Raw genomic sequence first — 25,335 nt, forward strand, 5'->3', positions numbered from 1 at the left:
TGAGTTCGTGAAAAAGGTAGCAGTTCTTGGTGCCGGAAGCTGGGGCACCGCACTGGCGATGGTGTTGGCAGACAATGATCACGAAGTACGTCTTTGGGGTCATAAAAAAGAGCAGATTGATGAGATCAATACAACCCACACTAACAATAAATATTTGAAAAACATTTCTCTATCAGAGGGGATTGTCGGTTACACCTCGATGGAGCAAGCTGTATCAGGTGTTGATGCTATTGTGCTGGCAGTTCCTACAAAAGCGATGAGAGAGGTATGTCAGCAGGTCAAGCAGTACCTGGACACTCCTCATCTGTTTGTGCATGTGAGTAAAGGAATTGAACCTGATACACATCTTCGTGTCTCTGAGGTCATTGAGGAGGAGCTTCCTGAAAACGTGAGGGAAGCGGTTGTGGTACTTTCAGGCCCTAGTCATGCAGAAGAGGTAAGCTTAAGGCAGCCTACTACTGTTACAGCTGCGTCCTCCAATCTGAAAGCTGCGGAAAAGGTGCAGGACCTATTCATCAACCAACATTTCCGTGTTTATACCAACACGGATGTGGTCGGTGTGGAGATAGGCGGATCTCTGAAAAATATTATTGCCCTGGCAGCAGGTATTACCGATGGTCTCGGGTATGGCGATAATGCGAAAGCGGCCCTTATTACACGAGGGCTCGCGGAAATCGCCCGTCTGGGAAGCTGTTTGGGTGCAAACCCGTTAACCTTCCTCGGGCTGACCGGAATGGGAGATTTGATTGTAACATGTACGAGTGTGCATAGCAGAAACTGGCGTGCAGGAAATATGCTTGGTAAAGGTATGAAGCTCGATGAAGTACTAGAAAACATGGGAATGGTAGTCGAGGGTGTCCGTACGACGAAAGCGGCTTACCAACTGTCCCAGAAGCTGCAGGTGAAAATGCCGCTCACCTCCGCTCTTTACCATGTACTATTCGATGGCGTAGATCCGAAAGATGCAGTGGACGAACTGATGAGCCGCAACAAAACCACCGAGCTTGATGATCTGGCCCAATTACTTGGAGATCGCTTCTCTTCTTAAGGAAGAGGAGCTTTTTTTTACGATTGTTCGGGAAGAAATTTTTTTGAAAATGAACACCCAATTGGGCTCCCTGCATAATGTATAAAGAAGAATTGATGGGAGGGTGCTTTCGTTAATCTATACTAATCCATAATTTTTACATGCTTTATTTGCGATAAATAGGCATTTGGCGATGCATGTATGCATGACGCCGCATATGATGTGAATGAGGATATCACTGGTTGAGCTGTGGGATTGGAATATTTAGTTCTATTACATGCTTGCTGAAGTAAAACAGCCCCTTTTACTTCAGCTTTTTTTGTCCGCATTTTTGTCCGTTTTGTGACCCGTTTGCTTGGACAAGCAGGCTGAGTACAGCAATTGGAGTTTTTTTCATGTTTATATTATGCTATAATGTTTGACGGAAAAGGAGAGATGAGAATGTCACCTGCATTGATGAAAATGTGGATTTCGTTTGTTGCGATGGGCTTTATGGTCATATCCGTACTGACTGTATACTTCACTAGATTTAAAGTTGAAAATAATGTAATCAGGATTATTTTGAATACAATTGCTTTTCTGTTGATCATAGTCGCTGGACTTATCATCTTTTATGTTGTGTTTAGTGGGCCAGTACCTGAAAGTGTCTAAATGCACAGGTTCTAGAAAATAGTGATAAAGGTGGAAAAATTTATGCCGTTAAATAAGTTCCTCCTCCTAGTAGGAATGGCAGCGATGATGATGCTGCTGACAGGTTGTTTGTATCCACAGGACCGTTTGACGCAAAATCAGGTTCCCTATCAGGATCAGCTTGCGGCCGTTCAATCAGCGGTCAATCAATATCGTGAGGCAAGCGGTGGGCTGCTTCCGATAAAAGACAGGGATATGGAAACGCCTATCTATCAGAAGTATCCGATAGATTTCAATAAACTGTCACCAAAGTATATGCAGGAGCCACCCGGAACGGCGTATGAAAGCGGTGGGGTTTATCTCTATGTCCTGGTTGACGTCGAGGAGAACCCAACTGTAAAGCTGATCGACCTTAGAATTTCTGAGCAAATCCGTGATTTGAATGTGCGCATTTCCATATATAAAAGCTCAAATGGTGGTTATGCTCCGGTAAAGGAAGTCATCGGCGATTCTGCGTTCCGTGTGGATTGGGACAAGCTTGGGTTCTCTGAGGAACCACATGCCGAAAGTCCTTACTCCGGGAAAAATCTTCCATTTATTTTAGATGAGAATGGAGAAATCAAAGTAGACTACTCCATGGATCTTTATGATTTCCTTCAAAAGCACGACCATCGTTTCAAAGAAGGCGAGGATATCAGGGAGATATTGGTCGATAACTCCGTATTTGTCCCTGCATTTTCATTGCCGTATACACTAGACGAAAATAAAGAGCCTGTGATTACAAATTCTGATAATAATTAGTCATGAACCCTTTTTTAGAGAATACATTCTAAAGAAGGGTTTTTTGTTATTCCAAAGCAAGAAAACCTTCGTTGATCATAGCTGACAATCTTTAAATAAAAATACAGTTGAGAGGGATTTAATTTTCTAAAAGTAGTCATATTTAATTAGGACAACATCATACACATATAGTGTCATAGATTCTATTCTTACTAGAAAATGAATATCCCAAGATAAATGTCGGGAGGGAATCACTTGGAAAAAGTAGATATTTTCAAAGATATCGCTGAACGGACTGGCGGCGATATATATTTAGGGGTCGTAGGCGCTGTTCGTACAGGGAAATCAACGTTCATCAAAAGGTTCATGGAGTTAGTGGTTCTGCCGAATATCGGTAATGAGTCGGATAAAGCTCGGGCACAGGATGAGCTTCCGCAAAGTGCAGCAGGAAAAACAATCATGACAACAGAGCCTAAGTTCGTACCTAACCAGGCAGTAAAGGTGAGGGTGGATGAAGGCCTTGATGTGAATATTCGCCTGGTTGATTGTGTCGGTTATACGGTACCTGGTGCAAAAGGGTATGAAGATGAAAATGGGCCAAGAATGATCAACACTCCATGGTATGAGGAACCGATTCCTTTCCATGAAGCGGCCGAGATCGGCACGAGAAAGGTAATTCAGGAGCATTCCACAATCGGTGTTGTCATTGCAACGGATGGTAGCATCGGTGAAATTCCACGCAGAGATTATATCGAAGCGGAAGAGCGTGTGGTGGAAGAGCTGAAGGAAGTTGGTAAGCCGTTCATCATGGTTATCAATACTGTTCAGCCGCATCATCCAGAAACAGAAGCATTAAAAAGAGAACTTTGTGAGAAGTATGATATCCCTGTCATCGCCATGAGTGTGGAGAGTATGAGGGAGTCTGATGTCTTCAATGTACTAAGGGAAGCGCTATTCGAGTTCCCGGTGCTGGAAGTGAACGTCAATCTTCCTAGCTGGGTAATGGTGCTGAAAGAGAGCCACTGGCTGCGTGAAAGCTACCAGGAGGCAGTTAAGGATACAGTCAAGGATATTAAACGCCTGCGAGACGTTGACAGGGTTGTCGGCCAATTCAGTGAGTATGAGTTCATTGATCGTGCTGGGCTTGCGGGCATCGAAATGGGCCAGGGGATCGCCGAGATCGACCTCTATGCTCCGGATGACCTATATGACCATATTTTAAAAGAGGTAGTAGGAGTCGAGATCAGAGGGAAGGATCATCTACTTCAATTGATGCAGGATTTTGCCTACGCAAAGGCTGAGTATGATCAGGTGTCCGACGCTTTGAGAATGGTAAAGCAGACTGGCTATGGTATTGCCTCTCCTGCCTTGAGCGATATGAGCCTCGAGGAGCCGGAAATCATCCGTCAAGGGTCACGCTTCGGTGTGAGACTCAAGGCGGTAGCACCATCCATTCATATGATCAAGGTGGATGTGGAATCTGAATTTGCACCAATCATAGGTACGGAAAAACAAAGTGAGGAGCTGGTGCGCTACCTCATGCAGGACTTTGAGGATGATCCGCTTTCCATCTGGAATTCAGACATCTTCGGCCGTTCCCTCAGTTCCATTGTTCGTGAAGGGATCCATGCGAAAATCTCCTTGATGCCTGAAAATGCGAGATATAAGCTGAAAGAAACGCTCGAGCGAATCATCAACGAAGGCTCTGGTGGTTTGATCGCGATAATTCTATAAAGTAAGTTTCTGTAAGAGCACATTGTAGAAATTTTTTCTGACACTAGCTGTTGATTGGAGCAATAGGCTAAGACTCCTGCGGGAGGAAGCGTTTAGTGGAGACCCCACAGGCGCAAATGCGCCGAGGAGGCTCCACAAACGCCCCGCGGAAAGCGAAGCCTAGTGCGGAAATCAACAGCGGTGCAATACAGAGCTTAAAAAAATATGTCGAATAGGTTTAACGGCTCCCCCAATGGTGGTACTTTACACAAATGGGGAGCTGTTTTTGATTTTTGTAACGGAAATCCCTTGCCTAGTGCATTTTCATATGTTAATCTACTAACAGAAAATCTTCTCTTAATTGGCGAATAATTCCTATAAAAATCGCTTTTTTAAGAGAAATTTGTTGAAATCTAGTGATTAATGGGGTAATATAAGCCTTGTTACAAGATTTACAGCATAATGATGTATAGAATGATTGAAAACTGTGAAGAAATGTTAGTACTAGGCTTTTACTAGACCTAATCAGCATCTTGGTCTATTATAGTGATTAAACTCCCTTTGGGAGGAGGTGAATGGCATGAACAAGACAGATTTGATCAATGCAGTTGCTGAAGCGAGTGAACTTTCTAAAAAGGACGCTACTAAAGCAGTTGATGCTGTTTTCGATACAATTTTAGATGCACTGAAAAACGGTGACAAAGTTCAATTAATCGGTTTTGGTAACTTTGAAGTACGTGAGCGCGCTGCGCGTAAAGGTCGTAACCCACAAACTGGGGAAGAGATCGAAATCGCTGCTAGCAAAGTACCAGCTTTCAAACCTGGTAAGGCTTTAAAAGATGCTGTTAAATAATTAACAGCTACATATCAAATGATTGTCATCAGTAAGAGGCGCATGTGTTTGCGCCTCTTTCTTTTTGCTTTTATAAAAAAACTTATGCTAGAATCACATTATAGCTATTTGTATGATAAGTGGGAGGAAAAGAGTAATGACACAAGTAAATACAGCACAAATTGAACAAGCTGTTCGTTTAATATTAGAAGCGATTGGAGAAGATCCAAATCGCGAAGGTCTGCTGGATACACCAAAACGTGTAGCAAAAATGTATACGGAAGTTTTCTCAGGACTGAATGAGGATCCGAAAGAACACTTTAAAACAGTATTTGGCGAAGCCCATGAAGAACTTGTTCTAGTAAAAGATATCTCCTTCTTCTCAATGTGTGAGCATCACTTGGTGCCATTCTTCGGAAAAGCGCATGTAGCCTATATTCCTAAAGGTGGAAAAGTAACGGGATTAAGCAAGCTTGCAAGAGCGGTGGAGGCTGTTGCAAAACGTCCACAGCTGCAGGAACGAATCACATCAACGATTGCGGACTCCATTGTCGAATCACTTGAACCGCATGGTGTCATGGTAGTCGTAGAGGCTGAGCATATGTGCATGACCATGCGTGGTGTGAAAAAGCCTGGCGCCCTTACGATTACTTCTGCAGTCCGTGGAGTACTTGAAAAAGATCCGGCTGCAAGAGCGGAAGTTCTGTCCTTCATTAAAGGATAGATTGTATAAAGTCGTTTCGACTCATTAAGTAATATTTAGGAGGGTTCGAATGAGCCAGACACATCCAAATGATTTTATCGTCATTAAAGCAAAGGAAGACGGTGTAAGTGTAATTGGACTGACACGTGGAACGGACACGCGTTTTCACCATTCAGAAAAACTCGACAAAGGTGAAGTGATGATCGCCCAATTCACCGAGCATACCTCTGCAATCAAAATAAGAGGAAAAGCACTTATCCAATCCGCTCATGGGGAAATGGATACGGAATAATAAGAAAAACTGAGGGCGCCGAGCCCCCTTGATAGAAGCCAAGAGCAGAAGAGATTTATCTTTCTGCTTTTCTTCTATTCTGCATCTGATTCCAACTTTACGTTTCGACTGCATAAAACAGGTTAAACTAAAAGAAAGATAGTTCATTATCGACATTATGCCTCACTAATGTGCTATAATTAGCTTTGTCTATTCAAAGAAAGTGTAAGTTGAATATAGAGTAATCCAGCTTGACCAGGATTACCTGTTAAGCAAACAGCTATTCAACTGCACTGCATAAGTTAATTTTTTCTTCTCCGTAAGAAAAAGGAACAAGGGTGGTCTTTAGTGAGTAATATTCAATTACATATCTCAGAAATTAAAGAGCAGTTACATAAATTGATTACACATCCATACTTATCGAAACATATAGAATATCCCGTTATTGATGAGGATAAGCTTCTCCTCCTCTATACGGCCTTGGAATCCATCCCATTACCAGTTGAGAAAAAGGAGAAATACATCCTTTCCACCATGCTGGTGCAAATCGCCCTTGATACCCACGACTTGGTAACGAATGCAAAAATGGACCACATGAAAACGGATACCGCTAAAAACAGGCAGCTAACTGTACTCGCAGGAGACTATTACAGTGGCCTTCATTATCAGTTGCTGGCTAAAGTGGACGATATCACCATGATCAAACTCCTTGCGAACTCGATTAAACAAATCAATGAACATAAAATCGCGTATTACCAAAAAGAGTTTGATGGAATGGAAATGTTGATGGATAGTCTCGCGAAAATTGAGTCATCCCTCATTCAATCCGTCTCCCAGTATTGTTCCGATGCAATGTTCAAGGAACTGAGTGTCAATTTTCTTTTATTAAAGCGCTTAATCGCAGAGCGAAAAAAGTACTGCATGGAAAAGTCCTCTCATTTTTTCGATATGATGAAAAGAATAGCTATTTCCAAGAGTCAACTTGAAAAGTCAGATACATCGAAAGAACAGGAAACCTATATTCTTTATCTGATAGACCGTTATATTGAACATGTAAAGAAAACGATCGATCAACTGGCGGGATCCATCCCGAACATGAATCTCCTTTTAAAAAAACGGATCCAGGAGTTGTTTTATGAGGTTCCGTTTTCAACAAAAAAGTTTGTGGAAGAAGGGTAAACAATGCAGCATCCATCAAAAGAGGAAAGAGTGCATGGAGTTTTTGAAAAAATCTATAAAAACTATGACAAGATGAATTCCGTCATCAGCTTTCAGCGTCATGTTGCATGGCGAAAGGATACCATGAAAAGAATGGACGTCCAAAAAGGGACAACTGCCTTGGATGTTTGCTGTGGTACGGGGGACTGGACCATCTCCATGGCAGAAGCAGTAGGAAGTACCGGAAAGGTAATCGGGCTGGATTTCAGTGAAAACATGCTTTCCATCGGAAAAGAAAAGGTTAAGAACCTTTCCCTGCAAAACATTGAACTTATCCATGGAAATGCGATGGCACTTCCTTTCGAAGATAACACCTTTGACTATGTGACCATCGGATTTGGTCTTCGGAATGTTCCGGATTATTTCCAAGTTCTGAAGGAAATGTACCGTGTGGTGAAGCCTGGAGGAAAAGTGGTCTGTTTGGAGACATCCCAGCCGACCATTATCGGATTTAGGCAAATGTACTTCCTATACTTCCAATATGTCATGCCGATGCTTGGTAAGATCTTTGCAAAAAGCTATAATGAATATGCTTGGCTTCATGAATCTGCAAAGGATTTCCCCGGGATGAAGGAATTAAAAGCAATGTATGAAAAAGTAGGTTTCCAGCCTGTACAAGTAAAGGCTTATACTGGTGGAGTTGCTGCCATGCATTTAGGAGTTAAACCTAGAAAATAGTTTGTAAAGGTGACCTACATGAAATTAAAGATGATGTATTCCTTTTTAAATAGCGATTTGCAAATAATAGAGAATGAATTGGAAGAGACGATTCAGTCGGAACGTGCCCTGCTTCAGGAAGCATCCCTTCATCTGCTGCAGGCAGGCGGCAAAAGGATCAGACCTGTATTTGTCCTGTTAGCCGGTAAATTTGGTCAATATGACATTCATAAAATCAAATACGTTGCGGTTGCACTCGAACTCATACATATGGCCTCGCTTGTTCACGACGATGTGATTGACGATGCAGAGCTGAGACGCGGAAAGCCGACGATCAAGGCAAAATGGGATAACAGGATCGCCATGTATACAGGAGACTATATATTTGCAAGATCCCTGGAATTGATGACGATGGTGGAAAATATTGAAGCGCATCAGATTCTCTCCAATACCATTGTAGAACTGAGTAAAGGCGAAATAGAACAGATTCGGGACAAATATAACTATGACCAGAACCTGAGGGTATATCTGCGAAGAATCAAACGTAAAACGGCACTTCTAATCGCTGCAAGCTGTCAGCTTGGTGCCGTATCGGCGAATGCTCCTTCCCAGATTCATAAAAGCCTGTTCTGGTTCGGCTATTATGTCGGTATGTCTTTTCAAATTACAGACGATATACTGGATTTCACCGGTACAGAAGAACAATTGGGGAAACCTGCAGGAGGGGACCTCTGGCAGGGGAATATCACGTTGCCGGTTCTGTATGCCATGGAAGATTTCGAGTTGAACCACAAAATCAGAACAATCAACGAAAACAGTACGAAAGAGGAAATACAGGGCATCATAGATTCTATAAAAAAATCGGATGCCATCGAAAGGTCGTTTCAGCTTAGTGATCGTTATTTGAATAAAGCTTTCAAAGAGCTGGAAAAACTACCGAACGGAATTGCTAAACGTACATTCAATAATGTTGCAAAATTTATCGGAAAACGAAAATATTAAGACAATTCCCCATTTTTTGAGTTGCGTAACTAACAGAACCATGATATATTTTTGTAGGTTAGGGCTTTTCCTAACCTTACATATTCTTTGATGGGGTGGAGAAATTATTATGGAAAAAACATTCTTAATGGTAAAACCAGATGGTGTACAACGTAACCTTATTGGGGAAATTGTTTCTCGTTTCGAAAAAAAGGGATTCCAACTAGTTGGAGCAAAATTAATGCAAATCCCTACTGAATTGGCTGAAGAGCATTATGGCGAACATAAAGAGCGTCCTTTCTTTGGAGAATTGGTAGACTTCATCACTTCCGGTCCTGTATTTGCGATGGTATGGCAAGGGGATAATGTGATTGCTACAGCTCGTCAAATGATGGGTGCGACAAACCCTAAAGATTCAGCACCTGGAACAATCCGCGGTGAGTTTGCTGCAACTGTTGGAAAGAACATTATTCACGGTTCAGATTCACCTGAAAGCGCGGAACGCGAAATCGGTCTTTTCTTTAAAGGAGAAGGTTTAGTAGAATACAATAAAGATGTAAACAGCTGGGTTTATTGATTTTTTGTAAACGCTTAAACTGCAGATGGAATTTTTCTAAAAAGCCTCAAAATCATGTTGAACTACATGGTTTTGAGGCTTTTTCTTTTTTGTAGTAGAAGTATTGAAAATTTATCAACCTTCATCCGATATTTTTAATATATACTTTAAATAGATAATCAGAGATAGAAAGTAGATGACAAGGTTGATAAGAGATGACTATGAAACGTTTATAGGGAATATAAATAAAAAAACAGGAATTGATCTTTCATTATATAAAGAAGCTCAAATGAAAAGAAGGTTGACTTCCCTGTACGAAAAGAAAGGTTATTCAAGTTTTGTAGAGTATTTCAGGCAGTTGGATAACAACCAGGACGAGCTGTACGAATTCCTTGATAGAATGACCATTAATGTTTCCGAGTTTTACCGGAACTATAAACGCTGGGAGATACTGGAGAAGACGATCCTGACCCCAATGCTTGAGCAGGAGAAGCAGTTGAAAGTATGGAGCGCCGCATGCTCGACAGGAGAAGAGCCCTATACCTTGGCCATGCTGCTCTCAAAATTCCGCCCCTTGTCCAAGGTAAAAATAACTGCTACCGATATTGATGATAATGCCATTGCCAGGGCAAAGCTTGCAACCTACCAGGAGAGGTCCTTGCAGGAGGTCCCGGAAGAGATTAAAAAACGCTTTTTCATCAAAGATGGCAACTTTTATAAAGTGAAGGATGAAATCAAGCAAACGGTTACGTTTAAAAAACAAAACCTGTTGGCCGATCCTTTTGAAGCGAGTCACGATCTCATCGTTTGCCGGAATGTCCTGATCTATTTTACGGAAGAGGCGAAAGCCCATCTGTACCATAAATTCAGCAGCGCAATGAAAAAAGGCGGCATCCTATTCGTTGGCAGCACTGAACAAATATTTCAGCCTGCCCAATATGGATTTGAAGTGGTGGATACGTTTTTTTATAAGAAGATTTGAGGAATCTGTCCGTGTGGGTGGGTTCTTTTTTTGATATTGTATCGGGGGGATCCAGCTGGTTTTTGGCAGGAACATTATTGTAAGTGATTAGAAACTTTCTAAAGACCATAACCGTGTGCAGTTAGTGGTAAAAAGGCCAATAGAAGCGCTCTAATGGAGAAAATCCTATGAGTGGAAGGGAGAAAAGGCCAATAGAAGCGCTCTAAAGGCCTAAATTCCAAGAGCGTAAGGTGGAAAAGGCCAATAGAAGCGCTCTAAAGGCCTAAATTCCAAGAGCGTAAGGTGGAAAAGGCCAATAGAAGCGCTCTAATGGACAAAATCCCAAGAGCGGAAGGTAAAAAGGCCAATAGAAGCGTTCTAAAGACCAAAACCCCAGCAAGGAAGTAAGGAAAAGTTCGTTAGAAACACTATTAAGGACAAAATTAAAAGGGAAAACTCAAATAGGGTCATCATAAGCTCAATGAAGACCAAAAGCAGAAGAGTGATCCAAAGAATCGGTCACCATAAGAATCTATTTACCGGTATATTCATACTTGCTTTTTTTTTATACCACTCTAGGCTAAACTTATGGTATAGTATTACATAAATTATTAACACTTAGATGCTTAAAAGCTTTAAAGGGATAAAGGAGATGCTGAAACGATGAGATATTTGACTGCAGGAGAATCACACGGACCACAGCTCACAACCATTCTTGAAGGAATTCCGGCGGGGCTTCCATTGATAGCGGAGGACATCAATGAAGACCTGGCGAGAAGGCAGAAGGGGCATGGACGTGGCAGAAGGATGCAAATAGAAAAGGATACCGTGGAAATTTTGAGCGGAGTCCGTCACGGATATACATTAGGGTCTCCGATTACACTTGTTGTGGAAAATAACGATTGGAAGCATTGGACAAAGATAATGGGGATCGAACCTATTTCCGATGAAGATCAGGAAGAGGTAAAGCGGAAAATTACACGGCCTAGACCCGGCCATGCCGATCTGAACGGTGCAATTAAGTACGGTCATCGTGACATGCGGAATGTACTGGAACGTTCAAGTGCCAGGGAAACCACTGTACGTGTCGCGGCAGGGGCTGTAGCAAGGAAGTTTCTGTCAGAACTGGGAATAACGGTTGCCGGACATGTTACGGAAATTGGCGGAGTCAAGGCAAAGCCCAGCACCATCCAAAGCCTTCAGGAGCTGAAAGATGTAACAGAAGCATCTCCAGTTCGCTGTTTCGATAAAAATGTCGAGCAAGAAATGATGGATGCCATCGATACTGCCAAACAGAACGGGGATTCGATCGGCGGTGTGGTGGAAGTCATCGTGGAAGGAATGCCATCGGGTGTGGGAAGTTATGTGCATTATGACCGTAAGCTGGATGGAAAACTTGCAGCAGCTATCATGAGTATCAATGCTTTTAAAGGTGTGGAGTTTGGCGTCGGATTTGAAGCGGCACGCTTGCCGGGAAGTAAGGTACACGATGAAATCGCTTGGAGTCAAGAGCGAGGCTACTACAGACTGTCCAATAATCTTGGGGGCTTTGAAGGTGGCATGACAACCGGGATGCCGATTGTAGTTCGTGGGGTGATGAAGCCGATTCCTACTTTATATAAACCGCTTCAAAGCGTGGATATCGAATCGAAAGAGCCGTTCCAAGCTAGTATCGAGCGCTCTGACAGCTGTGCAGTACCGGCAGCGAGTGTCGTAGCGGAGGCTGTTGTAGCCTGGGAGGTTGCGTCCGCTTTGGTTGAGCAGTTTGGACAGGACCGATTAGATTTGATCAAGGAAAATGTCCAAAGGATGCGAGAACATGCAGCAGAATTCTAAGCTGAGTGAAGTGAAGGTGAAAACGGCTTCTAAGGAGTATTCGGTGTATATCGGTCCAGGGGCATCTGAACTGCTACATGATCTACTGGGCACCTTCAAAAGGGCACCAAAAACCATCCTCATCATCACCGATGACCTTGTAGCAAAACTGTATCTTGATAAAATTGAAGCATCCTTAGATCAGTCATACATCGTTCACCATTTCATTCTGGAAAATGGGGAAAGTGCGAAGTCTTTTCAAAACTATTATGATATCCAATCCTTTGCGCTCGAAAAAGGCCTGGACCGGAATTCGGTTGTGATCGCATTAGGTGGTGGAGTGGTTGGGGATATCGCAGGGTTTGTAGCTTCCACCTATATGAGGGGAATCAAGTTCATCCAGATCCCGACCACCCTTTTGGCACATGATAGTGCAGTAGGCGGAAAAGTGGCCATCAATCATCCGCTGGGGAAAAATATGATCGGCGCGTTCTATCAGCCTGAAGCAGTCCTATACGATACAAGCTTTTTGAGTACCTTGCCTAAGAAAGAACTGCGCTCTGGCTTTGCGGAAGTGGTGAAGCATGCGCTTATTTGGGATAAGGGATTTTACGAGTGGATCAAGGATAATATCACGTCTCTTGACGCGCTTGACCAGGAACGCTTGATGTACTGTATTGAAAAAGGAATTCAGACGAAGGCGGAAGTGGTTTCTTCAGACGAAACCGAGCAGGGGTTAAGGGCAATCCTGAACTATGGGCATACACTTGGGCATGCATTGGAGGCAGCCTACGGATATGGGGAAATCACGCATGGAGACGGTGTGGCTCTCGGCATGCTTTTCGCAACTGAACTGAGTGAAGAACTTGTACCTTCACTTGACCTGTCGAAAGAATTGCGCACGCTTTGGAAAAAGTATGGTTTTCCAAGCGAGATTAAAGACAATATCCATCAAAAAGACATATTAAATTGGATGAAAAAAGATAAAAAGTCGAAAGCCGGTCATATACATATGGTATTGATGCAAGAAGTGGGAAAAGTCCAACTAGATTCAGTACCTGATGATCTAATCATGAAAAAATTACAATCGTTCTATAAATAAAGGGGGAATACAGTGATTAGAGGAGTACGGGGAGCAACCACCATCAATCAGAACACCGATCAGGAAATTATCCAAAAGACAGAAGAACTTTTGTTAAAGATGATTCAAGCCAACGACATCGTAGCCGAAAATGTGGCACAAGTATTGATTTCTGTCACGAATGATATCACCGCTTGTTTCCCTGCAAAAGCGCTTCGTAACCTGGAAGGCTGGGATTTTGTCCCGGTCATGTGTACGAAAGAGATCGCCGTACCGGACTCTTTGCCATCTTGCATAAGGGTGATGATGACAGTGAATACAGAAGTTGCACAAAAAGATGTGAAACACATTTATCTCTATGCGGCACAAAGCCTCAGACCGGATTTATCCGAAAAGTTACCCTGAAAATAAGTTTGTGTCCTGATTAACACCCTGTTGATCTCCGTTCCAGGTGGCAGCGATCGCGGGGCGGTGCTTGAGCCTCCTCGGCGTGTGCCTGCGGGGTCTCAAGTCTACCGCTATCTCCCGCAGGAGTCTCACACCTTGCACTCCAATCAACAGCGGTGTTTATAGCGCTATCCAAATCCTGATGGTTGACAATATGGAAAGTTCTATCATATAGTACTATCAAGGAAGCAAATTGTTAGAGTTTTCTGAGCCTAGATTAGTGAGTTAGAGACGAGAGCAAGAACGAGAGAGTAACTGAGTGTCAGGAAAGCCTTATAGTAGGCAAGAATGGCAAATAGAGGCCAAGGCATAGATGCCGGCCCAGATTAGTAGACGAGTTGAGATGAGAATAGCTGAGAATGAGTTGAGTTTAGCTGAGGTTAGAATGTATTGTATTAAATCTACCCAAAGACTATCCTCGTCTTTGGGTTTTTAATTTTTCCTCATTCCGAATTCACCTCTTATATAGCTCATTCTCCATTTCTAAGATGGAGGAGAAAGTTATGCATACAAATGAGTTTGCCGAGTTTTTAGATTTGAGCAGACAACACAAAACCATTCCCATTATTGAAACATTTTTTGGAGACACGATTACACCTGTCTCTGTTTTTCAGTCACTAAGAGAAGATGCTGTCTATCTCCTGGAGAGCAAGGAGCCTAATTCCGATTGGTCCCGATATTCCTTTATAGGACTTCACCCGTTTATGAAGATTAGAGGGAAAGATTCGGTCATTACTCTGGAAGATCAACATGGCATACTCTATTCAGCCAAAAGCCTGAAAGATGTCGTAGAGTTTGCAAATGAAAGATTGCAAGTGAAAAAGGTAGAGAAAAGCCTTGGGTTCACTGGCGGTGCTGTCGGTTATTTAAGCTATGATTTCATATCGACACTGGATAAGGTCCCGATGCACCATGCCTATAAAGGGGAGGATACGGTCCATCTACTATACTGCGAAACAATCATTGTCATCGATCATAAGCAGAATGAAGTTCATTTTATCCACTACGTAAGACTGCAAGGCAACGAGACGGATGAAGAGTTGACCATCAAATATGAAAAAGCCAAGAAAAGTCTCCATGGATGTGCTACACGTATTAGAAAGCGGGAGAGTCAGGATAATCTTTTTGAATCCAAGCTGGATAACGATTTATTGGACGTAGGCTCCAATTATACAAAAGAAGATTTTCTGAAGCATGTGGACAGGATAAAAGATTACATTTCAGCCGGTGATATTTTTCAATGTGTATTATCCCAGCGCTTTGAAATGGAAGCGGACCTTGATGGATTTGACGTCTACAGGGTCCTAAGAAAGCAAAATCCATCACCATATCTGTTCTATTTGAAATATGATGATATGGAGCTGATCGGAAGCTCACCTGAACGGCTTATTCAAATCGAGGATAACCAATTGGAAATCCATCCGATTGCCGGTACGAGAAAACGAGGGGTTGACCCCATCCAAGACAGGCAGCTTGCTGAAGACCTCATGCAGGATGAGAAGGAGCAGGCGGAGCATTTCATGCTGGTCGATCTTGCGAGAAATGATATCGGCCGTGTTGCGAAGTACGGATCAGTTCATATCCCAAAGGTAAAAGAGCTTGTTTATTTCTCTCGGGTGATGCATTTGATCAGTGTTGTAAGAGGGGAGCTTTCCCCGGTATATACACCGGTAGAAGCGCTGCTTGCTTCATTCCCTGCAGGTACAGTATCGGGAGCCCCTAAGGTAAGGGCGATGCAGATTTTGCAGGAGCTGGAGTCCACTCAAAGAAACACGTATGCGGGAGCCATCTGTTACATCGGATTTGATGGAAATGTGGATTCATGCATCACTATCAGGACCATTCAAAAGAAAAATAATTCATTCTATATCCAGGCAGGCGCTGGTATCGTGGCGGATTCCGTCCCAGAGCTGGAATGGGAAGAAACGAGAAACAAAGCGTCCGCTCTTATAGAAACCGTTCAGCTAGCCAACAAGCTTTTCAAAAAAGAGACAGGGGGGTCACTTCATGTTTAAGAATTACCTTTCCTTTATAATCAATGGACAGAACCTTTCCATTAAGGAAGCGGAGAAAGCGATGGATTTGATGATGAAGGGGGAGGCGACATCCAGTCAGATAGCTAGCTTCATCTCCATTCTCCGTTTTCGTGGGGAAACGGTCGAGGAGATGATTGGATTTACCAAGGCGATGAGGCAGCATATGAAGGAGATTCCGTATGAGCATCCCCATCTCATTGATACATGCGGGACAGGAGGGGATGGCGCCTCCACCTTCAATATCAGCACAGCATCTGCGATTGTTGCAGCAAGCGGTGGAGCGAAAGTCGCAAAGCATGGTAACAGGGCGGTTTCATCTTTGAGCGGCAGTGCCGACGTCCTGGAGCAGCTTCATCTGCCGGTTCAGCAGTCGCTGCAGGAGGCAAAGGATACCTTGCAAGTGAAAGGGATGAGTTTTCTTTTTGCACCCATCTACCATGAAGCGATGAAGCATGCGGTTGCCCCCCGTAAGGAAATAGGCTTCCGCACCATTTTCAATCTGCTTGGACCACTGGCCAATCCAGTACGCTGCAGGCAACAGGTGATCGGGGTATTTTCCAGTGAATATGCAGAAAAGATGGCAGAAGTATTGCATCATCTTGGATCAAGGCATGTTCTGATTGTCGCTGGAAGTGATGGGTTGGATGAAATCACCGTTACGGGTGAAACAAAAGTGGTGGAAGTGAAGAATGGGAAGATTTCCTCTTACACAATCGCACCAGAGAATTTTGGCATGAAAAGAGGGCTTCTAAAAGATATACAAGTAACGAACAGTATGCAAAGTGCACAGCTGATCAGGCAGATTTTCCAGAACAAGGCTTCTGAGAGTGCGAAGAATATAGTTGCCTTGAACGCAGGTGCAGCCCTATATGTATCAGACATCTGCAATTCTTTGGAAAACGGTGTTCGTCAAGCCATCCATCTCATTGAGTCAAAAACTGCTTATCAGATGCTTTTGGACCTGCAAAAGGAAGGAGTAAGTGAACATGTTAACTAAAATTGTGGAGACGAAGAAACAAGAGGTAAGTATGTTGACCCTGCCTTCCCAGACATTGGTAAGAAGGCATTCCTTTTATGAGGCACTAAAAAACCCAAATCGTTCGGTCGGGTTGATTGCTGAAATGAAAAAAGCCTCTCCGTCCAAAGGGATATTAAAGGAAAGCTTTGCTCCGATCGATATAGGTGCACATTATGAAAAGGTGGGGGTGGATGCGATATCTGTCCTTACCGACCAACAATATTTCAAAGGATCGAAGCATGACCTCATGATGGTGAAAGAAACGACAAATTTGCCGGTCCTGCGAAAGGATTTCATCATTGATTCGCTTCAGGTACAGGAGAGTGCCCGTATCGGCGCGGATGCCATTCTTTTGATTGCAGAGATTCTAACGGATAAAAAGTTATACCAACTCTATCAAGAGGCTGTTGAATCAGGACTGGATATTTTAGTGGAAGTTCATAGCTTGGAAAGATTATCGCAGCTTCTACAAACCTTCACACCTGCGATCATCGGAGTGAACAACCGAAACTTGAAAACCTTTGAAACGGATATAGAGTCGACAAAGAAGCTCGCAAACTATATTCCCAGCTCCTCGCTATTGGTCAGCGAAAGCGGCATCCTGACGCACGAGGATCTTACAAAGGTCCAGAAATACGGAGCAAATGCTGTTCTTGTAGGTGAGGCATTTATGAAGGACATTTCACCAAGCATTGGTGTCAAACGCTTATTTGGAGAACTGGAGCATGCCTGATGTATCTATCAAGTATTGCGGCAATAAAACGCTGCAGGACTATCAGACTACCAGCAGAACAGGAGCGGATTATCTTGGCTTTGTTTTTGCTAAAAGCAAACGGCAGGTTCAGGTCGAAGAGGTATCATCTTGGATTGCACAAGAGAAATCACCATCAAAAAAATTAGTTGGCATTTTTGTCAATCAATCCATTGATGAAATTCTATATGCGGTGGATACGCTGAAACTTGATGTTGTTCAATTACACGGTGATGAAAGCCGAGAATACATTCAATCTCTTGGTTCTAAAATTAATGCAGGGATTTGGAAGGCCGTACACCACGAAAATGATGAGAGCTTTCAAAACCTTGAAGTCTATCAGGATCTTGTCGAAGGTTTTGTCATTGATAAAAAAGTGGGAAATGCGTACGGAGGAACAGGGGAAAGCTTCGACTGGAGCTTCCTTCCGTGTTATATAAATAAGGCGAAATCGATGAATAAACGGTGTTTTATTGCAGGTGGGATAAAGGAAGAGAATCTGGCTGAACTATTAAAATATCATCCAGATGGAATAGACATATCAAGCGGTATAGAGACCGATTTTATAAAAGACGGTGAAAAAATACAAGCCGTAGAGAGAAGGGTGAACGAGTATGGCACAACAATCAGAAACTAGAACAAGTACCCCGGACAGCTTTGGAAGATTTGGAGAATTCGGAGGGAAATATGTCCCAGAGACCCTGATGGTTCCCCTTGAGGAGTTGGAGGACGGTCTGCAGGAGGCGCTTCAGGACGAAAAATTCATAGGGCAGTATCATTACTTTTTAAAAGAATATTCCGGCAGGCCTACGACGCTGACTCTCGCAGATAACCTTTCACAAAAGCTTGGCGGAGCAAAAATTTATTTGAAAAGAGAAGACCTGAACCATACTGGCGCACATAAGATCAATAACGCCATCGGGCAGGCCCTCCTGGCAAAACGGTTAGGAAAGAAAAAGATCATCGCAGAGACCGGTGCCGGCCAGCATGGGGTGGCAGCAGCCACTGTAGCGGCAAAGTTCGGAATGGAATGCAAGGTTTTCATGGGGGAGGAAGACATCGAACGGCAATCGCTTAATGTGTTCCGGATGAAACTGCTGGGTGCAGAGGTGATTCCGGCTACGAGCGGCAACAAAACACTGAAAGATGCGACCAATGAAGCAATACGGTATTGGGTGCAGCACTGTGAGGATCATTTTTACATGATCGGATCTGTAGTCGGCCCACATCCTTATCCATACATGGTGAGGGAGTTCCAGAAAGTGATTGGTAAGGAAGCCAGACGCCAGTTCTTTCAAAGGGAAGGCCGCCTGCCGGATAAAGTGATTGCATGTGTCGGAGGAGGTTCCAATGCGATTGGTATGTTTGCGCCATTCATTGAGGATGATGTCAAGCTCATCGGAGTGGAGGCAGCAGGTATGGGAATTGACACACCGCTGCATGCCGCTACGCTTTCCAAAGGTACGAAAGGAGTTATCCACGGCTCACTCACCTATCTCCTACAGGACGAAAATGGCCAGATCACAGAACCGTATTCCATTTCGGCAGGCTTGGATTATCCGGGAATAGGGCCGGAGCATGCCTATCTGAAAGAGACAAATCAGGTGGAATACAAAAGTGTGACTGATGAAGAGGCGCTGCTTGCACTTGATCTTTTGGCGAAGGAAGAAGGGATCATTCCGGCTATCGAATCAGCGCATGCGCTTTCCATCGCATTTGCAGAGGCCGAAAAGATGTCAAGTGAGGAATCCATCCTCGTATGCCTATCCGGCAGAGGGGATAAAGATGTAGGAACACTGATGAAGCGAATGGAGGGAGAAAATCATGACCACAATGTATAAGGAGCGGCTGCCAAAGCACGAGAAATTATTTATACCGTTCATCATGGCAGGGGATCCCACCCCAGAGTTGACGGTTAAACTGGCATTGCTGCTAGAAAAAGTCGGTGCCTCTGTTCTGGAACTCGGCGTCCCATATTCTGATCCTTTGGCGGACGGACCGGTCATACAGCGTGCTTCCAAACGAGCACTTGAGCATAAAATGACCATCAAGAAAGCGATGGGACTGGCGGGGGAAATGAGAAAGAGAGGTCTGAAAATACCGATTATTCTCTTTACGTACTATAATCCTGTGTTACAATTAGGGGAAGAATCCTTTTTCGCTTTAGCGAAGGAAAATCAGATAGACGGTCTCCTCATACCAGATCTTCCATTTGAAGAAAGCGAAGCAATCAGACAATCATGTAAGGAAAATGCACTAACATACATCTCCTTGGTGGCACCGACCTCCAAGAAGAGGGTAGAAGCTATATCAAAGGCTGCAGAAGGCTTTCTATACTGTATTTCCTCGCTTGGAGTGACAGGTGTCAGAAATGACTTTTCCGAGCAGCTCTATTCCTTTTTGGAAGAGGTGCAGGAGCTGAGTTCCGTTCCTGCTGCCGTAGGATTTGGGATTTCGAGTAGCAAGCAGATCGAAAGCTTAAAGGATTATTGCGATGGCTTTGTTGTCGGAAGCGCTTTGATCCAGATGATAGAAAACGCAGAATCAGCTTTTAAAGTTGATGAAGAAAAAACCCTAGATGAACTTAAACAGCAAATAGAAGAATTAATTTCTCCGCTTTTAGTGCATGTTCAAAAAGGAGGATAAAAAGAGCAAAGAAGTTCGAGGAAGCGAAGACCCGAGCACCGCAGCGTATGATTTGTATACGCGAGGAGCGGAGGGGCAAGCTGACGAAGAAATTCGAAGCTATTTTTACCGGACTTTTTGAACATCCGCTTTTAGCAGAAAGGTGATTGTAAGAGATGGACATAAAAAAACAACTACTATCTTTGACCCCTTATCAGCCAGGCAAGCCGATGGATGAAGTGAAAAGGGAATTGGGCTTGGACAAAATTGTGAAGCTTGCATCAAATGAGAACCCCTTCGGCTGCTCGATCCATGTAAAAACAGCGATTATGGACCAGTTAGGCAAAGCAGCCACCTATCCGGACGGGTATGCGCGTCAATTGAGAGAAACACTTGCAGCACATTTATCGGTCGCAGAGGAAGAGTTGATCTTCGGCAATGGGTCGGATGAAGTGATCCAGATCATATCCCGTGCCCTCTTGCATAGCGGAAAGAATACAGTGATGGCAACACCAACCTTCCCTCAGTATAAGCATAATGCCATTATTGAGGGTGCAGAAGTCAGGGAAGTAGTCATTAAGGATGGCCATCACCAATTGGAGGACATGCTGAAGCAGATAGATGAAAATACGGCCATTGTATGGCTTTGCAGTCCGAATAATCCGACAGGAACTTATATTAATGAAGAAAGATTGTTTTCTTTTATTGAAAAAGTACCAAGTACCTGCCTTATTGTGGTCGATGAAGCTTATAAGGAATACGTGACAGCAGAGGATTACCCAGACACTTTGAATCTCCTGAAAGAGTATCCAAACCTGTTGGTAACCCGGACATTTTCCAAGGCATATGGACTTGCGAGTTTCAGGATTGGATATGGAGTGGCAAATAAAGAGCTCATCAGACTGCTCGAGCCTGCAAGGGAGCCTTTTAACACGAACTCCATGGCACAGGTTGCTGCCACTGCCGGAATACAGGATCAAAAATTCATCAATGAATGTGTAGAAAAAAACAAACAGGGCTTGGAGCAGTTCTATTCCTTCTGCAGGGAGATGCAGCTAGCTTACTATCCCTCTGAAGGAAACTTCATTCTCATCGATTTTGAAGCGGATTCGGATGTGCTTTTTCATTACCTGCTCACAAAAGGCTATATTGTTCGATCCGGTAATGCATTGGGCTATCCAGGCTGCCTTCGAATCACAATCGGAACAGAAGAGCAGAACAGGGAAATCATCTCTCATTTAAAAGAATACAAACTGAAACAAGCCATCTAATAGAGAGGAACCCTCCTCTCTATTCTCATATATTTAGGCATCAGGCGGTGAAGGAAATGGAAGGTAATGTGTTAATTATTGGACTGGGGCTGATTGGCGGTTCCGTTGCACTTGCATTAAAAAAGGAACATCCAACAGCAACAGTGATCGGATATGACCTGAATGAGCAGCAGGCAAAGCTGGCTAAATCATTGAAGGTAGTGGATGACTATTGTGAAATCTATGAAGAGGCGGCACTGGATGCCGATTTTATTTTGATTTCGGTACCTGTCATGCAGGCAAGCAAGGTACTGGAGAGGTTAAGCTGCCTTGATTTCAGGAAGCAGGTCCTCATATCCGATGTAGGCAGTACAAAAGAGAAGATTGTGGAGCGTGGAGCGGCGCTTTTTTCACAAAAAAATGTTACATTTATAGGTGGTCACCCTATGGCAGGCTCCCATAAAAGTGGAGTCATTGCTGCCAAGGCCCACCTTTTTGAAAATGCATTTTATGTGCTGACACCAACCGATCTTGAGAAAGATACAAAACAGGTGGAAACCTTAAAGAGTTGGCTAAAGGGAACTAAGGCCAATTTTGTTACAATGAGTGCTGGTGAGCATGATCTGGTCGCGGGGGTTGTCAGTCATTTCCCTCACATCGTGGCGGCAGGCCTGGTTCACCAGGCGGAAGATTTGCAGCAAAAGAGTCCGTTTGTATCCCGTTTGGCTGCAGGTGGATTCCGAGATATCACCCGGATCGCCTCGAGCAACCCGGCGATGTGGAAGGATATACTTATACATAATAAAGAAACCCTGCTTCAGCTCATCGACAGCTGGCAAGAGCAGATGAACCTTGTAAGACTGGACTTGGAAGAAGGCAAGGAAGACAAGCTGTTTGACTATTTCCAGAAAGCGAAGGAATTTCGGGATGGGCTTCCTGTTAAAGCGAAGGGAGCCATTCCGTCCTTCTATGATTTGTATGTGGACGTTCCTGATCATCCTGGTGTCATTTCCGAGATAACCGGTTATCTTGCCACAGAACAGATCAGTATCACCAACATTCGGATCATGGAAACAAGGGAAGAAATCTATGGCGTTCTGAGACTTAGCTTCCAGACTGAAGAAGATCGACAGAGTGCAACGGAATGCCTTGGAAAATATACAAATTATGAAACATATATCGTGTAATACAGTACAAGGAGTGTATGCTACATGAAGAAATTGACCAGAACTGCCTCCGGACTTAACGGAAGCATTGATATTCCAGGGGATAAATCCATTTCGCACCGTTCTGTCATGTTCGGTTCATTGGCAAAAGGGAAAACGACTGTGGAGAATTTCCTTCCCGGAGAAGATTGCCTCAGTACCATCAGCTGTTTTCGCAAGCTGGGAGTAGAAATTGAACAAAAAGAGTCGTCCGTTACAATACATGGTAAGGGCATGGGTAGCCTAAAGGAGCCTTCTGAGGTTTTGGACGTAGGAAACTCAGGAACTACTGCAAGACTGATGATGGGAATCCTTTCGGGGTTGCCATTACATACCGTGTTGATAGGGGATGCTTCGATCGCGAAGCGTCCAATGAAACGGGTCACTGATCCGCTTCGTGATATGGGAGCAAGCATTCAAGGAAACCAGGACGGTAACTTTACACCAATCTCCATTCAAGGCGGAAATCTGAAGGGGCTGAACTATGTGTCGCCTGTAGCAAGCGCACAGGTTAAATCGGCCATACTGTTGGCAGGCCTTCAGGCAACGGGCAGGACGACGGTAGAAGAACCATTCAAATCTAGGGATCACACAGAGAGAATGCTGAAGGCGTTCGGTGTGGACCTTGAATTGGATGGCTGCAGGGTGGCGCTGGAAGGAAAGCAGGAGCTGAAATCAGATCTGCATATTGTGGTGCCTGGTGATATTTCCTCGGCCGCCTTCTTCCTGGTAGCAGGAGCCATTGTACCAAACAGCAGAATAACGTTGAAAAGAGTGGGGCTGAACCCGACAAGAACAGGGATCCTCGATGTCCTGAAATCCATGGGCGCCAACCTGACCTATTCAGAAGTAACGGAGGATGGACCGGAACCATATGCGAACATTACGGTGGAGACCTCCTCATTAACAGGTGTGGAAATCTCCGGTGATATCATTCCGCGTCTGATTGATGAAATTCCGATCATTGCGCTGATGGCTACTCAAGCTTCTGGCACGACGGTAATCAAGGATGCAGAAGAACTAAAGGTGAAGGAAACAAACAGAATCGATACGGTCGTGAATGAACTGAAGAAGCTTGGAGCGGATATCACGGCAACGGAAGATGGCATGATCATCAAAGGCGGTGCCAAGCTGACAGGAGCTGTACTGGACAGCTATGGGGACCACCGAATCGGCATGATGGGTGCAATTTCCAGCCTGATAGCAGAAGGGGAGACAGTTCTTGAAAATGAAGAAGCGATCAATGTCTCCTATCCAAGCTTTTTTGAACATTTGAATCGATTGCAGAGATAGTTGTTGGAGAGTGGGTTTTAGTTTAACCAGTAACCACGGGGAGAGTTGCGATTGTGGTCGGTTGAGATGGATGAGACTAGAAGATGGAATGGTGGTCTCAAAAAGCCCGGTTGAGACCACGAAATCCGGATAAAGATGAAATGGTGGTCTCAAAGTGCCCGGTTGAGACCACGAAAACCGGAAAAAGGTAGAATGGTGGTCTCAAAGTGCCCGGTTGAGACCACGAAATCCATAAAAAGGTGAAATGGTGGTCTCAAAGTGCCCGGTTGAGACCACGAAAACCGGAAAAAGGAGAAATGGTGGTTTCAAAGTGCCCGTTTGAAACCACTAAAACCGGAAAAAGATGAAATGGTGGTCTCAAAGTGCCCGTTTCAGACCACGAAAACCGTAAAAAAGTAGAATGGTGGTCTCAAAAAGCCCGTTAGAGCCCACTGGTTCCCAAAAAAGGAACTTTGCTGGACTCGTCTACCCTACTCCCTTTTTTATGCCAATCAATCATATTTCCATTCATCCACTCATAGCTTGTCTTAAGACGAAAAAATTAGGGTGATGCTATGGAATATATAATTGATCATGCAAACATTGTCAAAAGTGATTCCTCTTTTAAAACCGCCTCTCTGCTTGTTAAGGACAACAGCATACGATTAATGAAAGAAACGATCCTTTCCACACGATTGAAGAGAATGAACTTCTCCTCCTATGTGATGACACCTGGCCATGTGATGATTGTAGATGACCTTCCGTCCATGAGTTTTCAGGAATTCAAATCATATATGATCTGCCACTATCTTAATCGAGGCTGTACAACCCTGCTTTCGGTTTTTACCATCCAACATGAGAGGGAATTTGCAGAAAAGCTGAAACTGGCAAAATCCTATCTGTTGAACAGTCCCATTGATTATTATTTTGCTATTAGAGTGCCGATTGCCAAGCTTACCCCTTCCTTGATCCGTCTCTGTAAAAGGCATAGACTGCCCGCTGTTTTCCTGGAAATCTCCGATGAGGGATCTCTGCACAATGTAGCTTGGGGATGGATTAAAGAGGCGCTATACCAATTTCCCATCGCCTTCATCCCATGTTTAAGAAAAGCCCCAGACACAAGTAAACAGATTAAAAGAACATGGAAAGCTATTATGAAAGAAGAAAGGCTGCCACATCTCATAGAATGCCCCGAATCCGGAAAAGCATTGAAAAAAGAGCTGCTGATGAAGCTAGGAATCTACCCGAATAAAGGGGATTTGAGAGTAGGCGGCGAATTAAACTATAACTTATTTGTGTACCCTGAGGACCGAATTATTGAAACAATAGAAGATCTGGATTATGATAGTCATATTCCAGAAATTACGGTTCATCGCGGCATCATCCTGAAGGCTGGGGAGTCTATCTCCTTTCGGCCAGGTTTCGGGAATGAATGCACGGTCACGGTACCAGGACACTTTATGGAAGGGCGCAGATGAGCAAGGCTCCATTATTCATGCGCGTTTC

At 43.9% G+C, this 25,335-nt stretch carries 25 protein-coding genes; all 25 read left to right on the top strand.

Translation table 11 applies throughout. The features are described from left to right. The first annotated feature begins 7 nt into the window (after positions 1–7). The 25 genes from ACQCT5_RS05090 (at position 8) to ACQCT5_RS05210 (ending at position 25,307) form a co-directional block, all read left to right on the top strand. Positions 8–1,048: an NAD(P)H-dependent glycerol-3-phosphate dehydrogenase gene (locus ACQCT5_RS05090; RefSeq protein WP_499639635.1), complete on the top strand. Its 1,041-nt coding sequence runs from the start codon at positions 8–10 to the stop codon at positions 1,046–1,048. A gap of 420 nt (positions 1,049–1,468) precedes the next feature. Beyond that, positions 1,469–1,678, top strand: coding sequence for a DUF2768 domain-containing protein (locus tag ACQCT5_RS05095; protein ID WP_499639637.1), 210 nt, complete (start codon positions 1,469–1,471; stop codon positions 1,676–1,678). A gap of 42 nt (positions 1,679–1,720) precedes the next feature. Further along, positions 1,721–2,458 carry a YphF family lipoprotein gene (locus ACQCT5_RS05100; protein WP_499639639.1) on the top strand — a complete coding sequence of 246 codons (738 nt, stop codon included), beginning with the start codon at positions 1,721–1,723 and terminating at the stop codon, positions 2,456–2,458. 234 nt (positions 2,459–2,692) lie between these two features. After that, on the top strand, positions 2,693–4,171 hold the full coding sequence (gene spoIVA / locus ACQCT5_RS05105; RefSeq protein WP_499639641.1) for a stage IV sporulation protein A: 1,479 nt from the start codon (positions 2,693–2,695) through the stop codon (positions 4,169–4,171). Between the two features lie 559 nt (positions 4,172–4,730). After that, entirely contained in the window at positions 4,731–5,003 is a 273-nt protein-coding gene (gene hbs, locus ACQCT5_RS05110; protein WP_010193643.1) for a non-specific DNA-binding protein Hbs, read from the top strand. A 136-nt stretch (positions 5,004–5,139) separates the two neighbouring features. Further along, positions 5,140–5,706 carry a GTP cyclohydrolase I FolE gene (gene folE / locus ACQCT5_RS05115; protein WP_499639643.1) on the top strand — a complete coding sequence of 189 codons (567 nt, stop codon included), beginning with the start codon at positions 5,140–5,142 and terminating at the stop codon, positions 5,704–5,706. Between the two features lie 49 nt (positions 5,707–5,755). Further along, complete coding sequence (gene mtrB, locus ACQCT5_RS05120; RefSeq protein WP_386638827.1) at positions 5,756–5,977, top strand: trp RNA-binding attenuation protein MtrB; 222 nt, start codon at positions 5,756–5,758, stop codon at positions 5,975–5,977. A 327-nt stretch (positions 5,978–6,304) separates the two neighbouring features. After that, entirely contained in the window at positions 6,305–7,135 is an 831-nt protein-coding gene (locus tag ACQCT5_RS05125; protein ID WP_499639645.1) for a heptaprenyl diphosphate synthase component 1, read from the top strand. Positions 7,136–7,138: 3 nt separating this feature from the next. After that, complete coding sequence (locus tag ACQCT5_RS05130) at positions 7,139–7,852, top strand: demethylmenaquinone methyltransferase (RefSeq protein ID WP_499639647.1); 714 nt, start codon at positions 7,139–7,141, stop codon at positions 7,850–7,852. A gap of 18 nt (positions 7,853–7,870) precedes the next feature. Next, a complete protein-coding gene (gene hepT / locus ACQCT5_RS05135; protein ID WP_499639649.1) occupies positions 7,871–8,833 on the top strand; it encodes a heptaprenyl diphosphate synthase component II in 963 nt (320 codons plus the stop codon). Between the two features lie 109 nt (positions 8,834–8,942). Then, positions 8,943–9,389 carry a nucleoside-diphosphate kinase gene (ndk, locus tag ACQCT5_RS05140; RefSeq protein WP_499639651.1) on the top strand — a complete coding sequence of 149 codons (447 nt, stop codon included), beginning with the start codon at positions 8,943–8,945 and terminating at the stop codon, positions 9,387–9,389. Positions 9,390–9,564: 175 nt separating this feature from the next. Continuing rightward, positions 9,565–10,350, top strand: a complete 786-nt coding sequence (locus ACQCT5_RS05145; RefSeq protein WP_499639653.1) for a CheR family methyltransferase — start codon at positions 9,565–9,567, stop codon at positions 10,348–10,350. A 642-nt stretch (positions 10,351–10,992) separates the two neighbouring features. Continuing rightward, the gene (aroC, locus tag ACQCT5_RS05150; RefSeq protein WP_499639655.1) at positions 10,993–12,165 is read left to right on the top strand and encodes a chorismate synthase; all 1,173 of its coding nucleotides are present in this window, start codon (positions 10,993–10,995) and stop codon (positions 12,163–12,165) included. 1 nt (position 12,166) lies between these two features. Next, positions 12,167–13,246 (top strand): 3-dehydroquinate synthase, encoded by a 1,080-nt coding sequence (gene aroB / locus ACQCT5_RS05155; protein ID WP_499639987.1) that lies wholly within the window; start codon positions 12,167–12,169, stop codon positions 13,244–13,246. Between the two features lie 12 nt (positions 13,247–13,258). After that, a complete protein-coding gene (aroH, locus tag ACQCT5_RS05160; protein WP_499639657.1) occupies positions 13,259–13,630 on the top strand; it encodes a chorismate mutase in 372 nt (123 codons plus the stop codon). A gap of 545 nt (positions 13,631–14,175) precedes the next feature. After that, positions 14,176–15,687 (top strand): anthranilate synthase component I, encoded by a 1,512-nt coding sequence (gene trpE, locus ACQCT5_RS05165; protein ID WP_499639659.1) that lies wholly within the window; start codon positions 14,176–14,178, stop codon positions 15,685–15,687. After that, positions 15,680–16,705, top strand: coding sequence for an anthranilate phosphoribosyltransferase (trpD, locus tag ACQCT5_RS05170; protein ID WP_499639661.1), 1,026 nt, complete (start codon positions 15,680–15,682; stop codon positions 16,703–16,705). The genes trpE and trpD overlap by 8 nt, the downstream gene beginning before the upstream one ends. Continuing rightward, the gene (trpC, locus tag ACQCT5_RS05175; protein ID WP_499639664.1) at positions 16,695–17,459 is read left to right on the top strand and encodes an indole-3-glycerol phosphate synthase TrpC; all 765 of its coding nucleotides are present in this window, start codon (positions 16,695–16,697) and stop codon (positions 17,457–17,459) included. Before trpD ends, trpC begins: the two co-directional genes overlap by 11 nt. Next, entirely contained in the window at positions 17,452–18,114 is a 663-nt protein-coding gene (locus ACQCT5_RS05180; protein ID WP_499639666.1) for a phosphoribosylanthranilate isomerase, read from the top strand. Before trpC ends, ACQCT5_RS05180 begins: the two co-directional genes overlap by 8 nt. Beyond that, positions 18,092–19,318, top strand: coding sequence for a tryptophan synthase subunit beta (gene trpB, locus ACQCT5_RS05185; protein ID WP_499639668.1), 1,227 nt, complete (start codon positions 18,092–18,094; stop codon positions 19,316–19,318). The genes ACQCT5_RS05180 and trpB overlap by 23 nt, the downstream gene beginning before the upstream one ends. Further along, the gene (gene trpA, locus ACQCT5_RS05190; protein ID WP_499639989.1) at positions 19,311–20,123 is read left to right on the top strand and encodes a tryptophan synthase subunit alpha; all 813 of its coding nucleotides are present in this window, start codon (positions 19,311–19,313) and stop codon (positions 20,121–20,123) included. Before trpB ends, trpA begins: the two co-directional genes overlap by 8 nt. 155 nt (positions 20,124–20,278) lie before the next feature. Beyond that, positions 20,279–21,373: a histidinol-phosphate transaminase gene (hisC, locus tag ACQCT5_RS05195; RefSeq protein ID WP_499639670.1), complete on the top strand. Its 1,095-nt coding sequence runs from the start codon at positions 20,279–20,281 to the stop codon at positions 21,371–21,373. A 56-nt stretch (positions 21,374–21,429) separates the two neighbouring features. After that, positions 21,430–22,539, top strand: coding sequence for a prephenate dehydrogenase (locus ACQCT5_RS05200; RefSeq protein WP_499639672.1), 1,110 nt, complete (start codon positions 21,430–21,432; stop codon positions 22,537–22,539). A gap of 24 nt (positions 22,540–22,563) precedes the next feature. After that, positions 22,564–23,850, top strand: coding sequence for a 3-phosphoshikimate 1-carboxyvinyltransferase (gene aroA / locus ACQCT5_RS05205; RefSeq protein ID WP_499639674.1), 1,287 nt, complete (start codon positions 22,564–22,566; stop codon positions 23,848–23,850). A 554-nt stretch (positions 23,851–24,404) separates the two neighbouring features. Beyond that, on the top strand, positions 24,405–25,307 hold the full coding sequence (locus tag ACQCT5_RS05210) for a hypothetical protein (RefSeq protein ID WP_499639676.1): 903 nt from the start codon (positions 24,405–24,407) through the stop codon (positions 25,305–25,307). The last annotated feature ends 28 nt before the right edge of the window (positions 25,308–25,335 follow it).

Origin of the sequence: Sutcliffiella halmapala (assembly GCF_050107295.1) — a bacterium.
Taxonomy (GTDB): domain Bacteria; phylum Bacillota; class Bacilli; order Bacillales; family Bacillaceae_I; genus Sutcliffiella_A; species Sutcliffiella_A halmapala_A.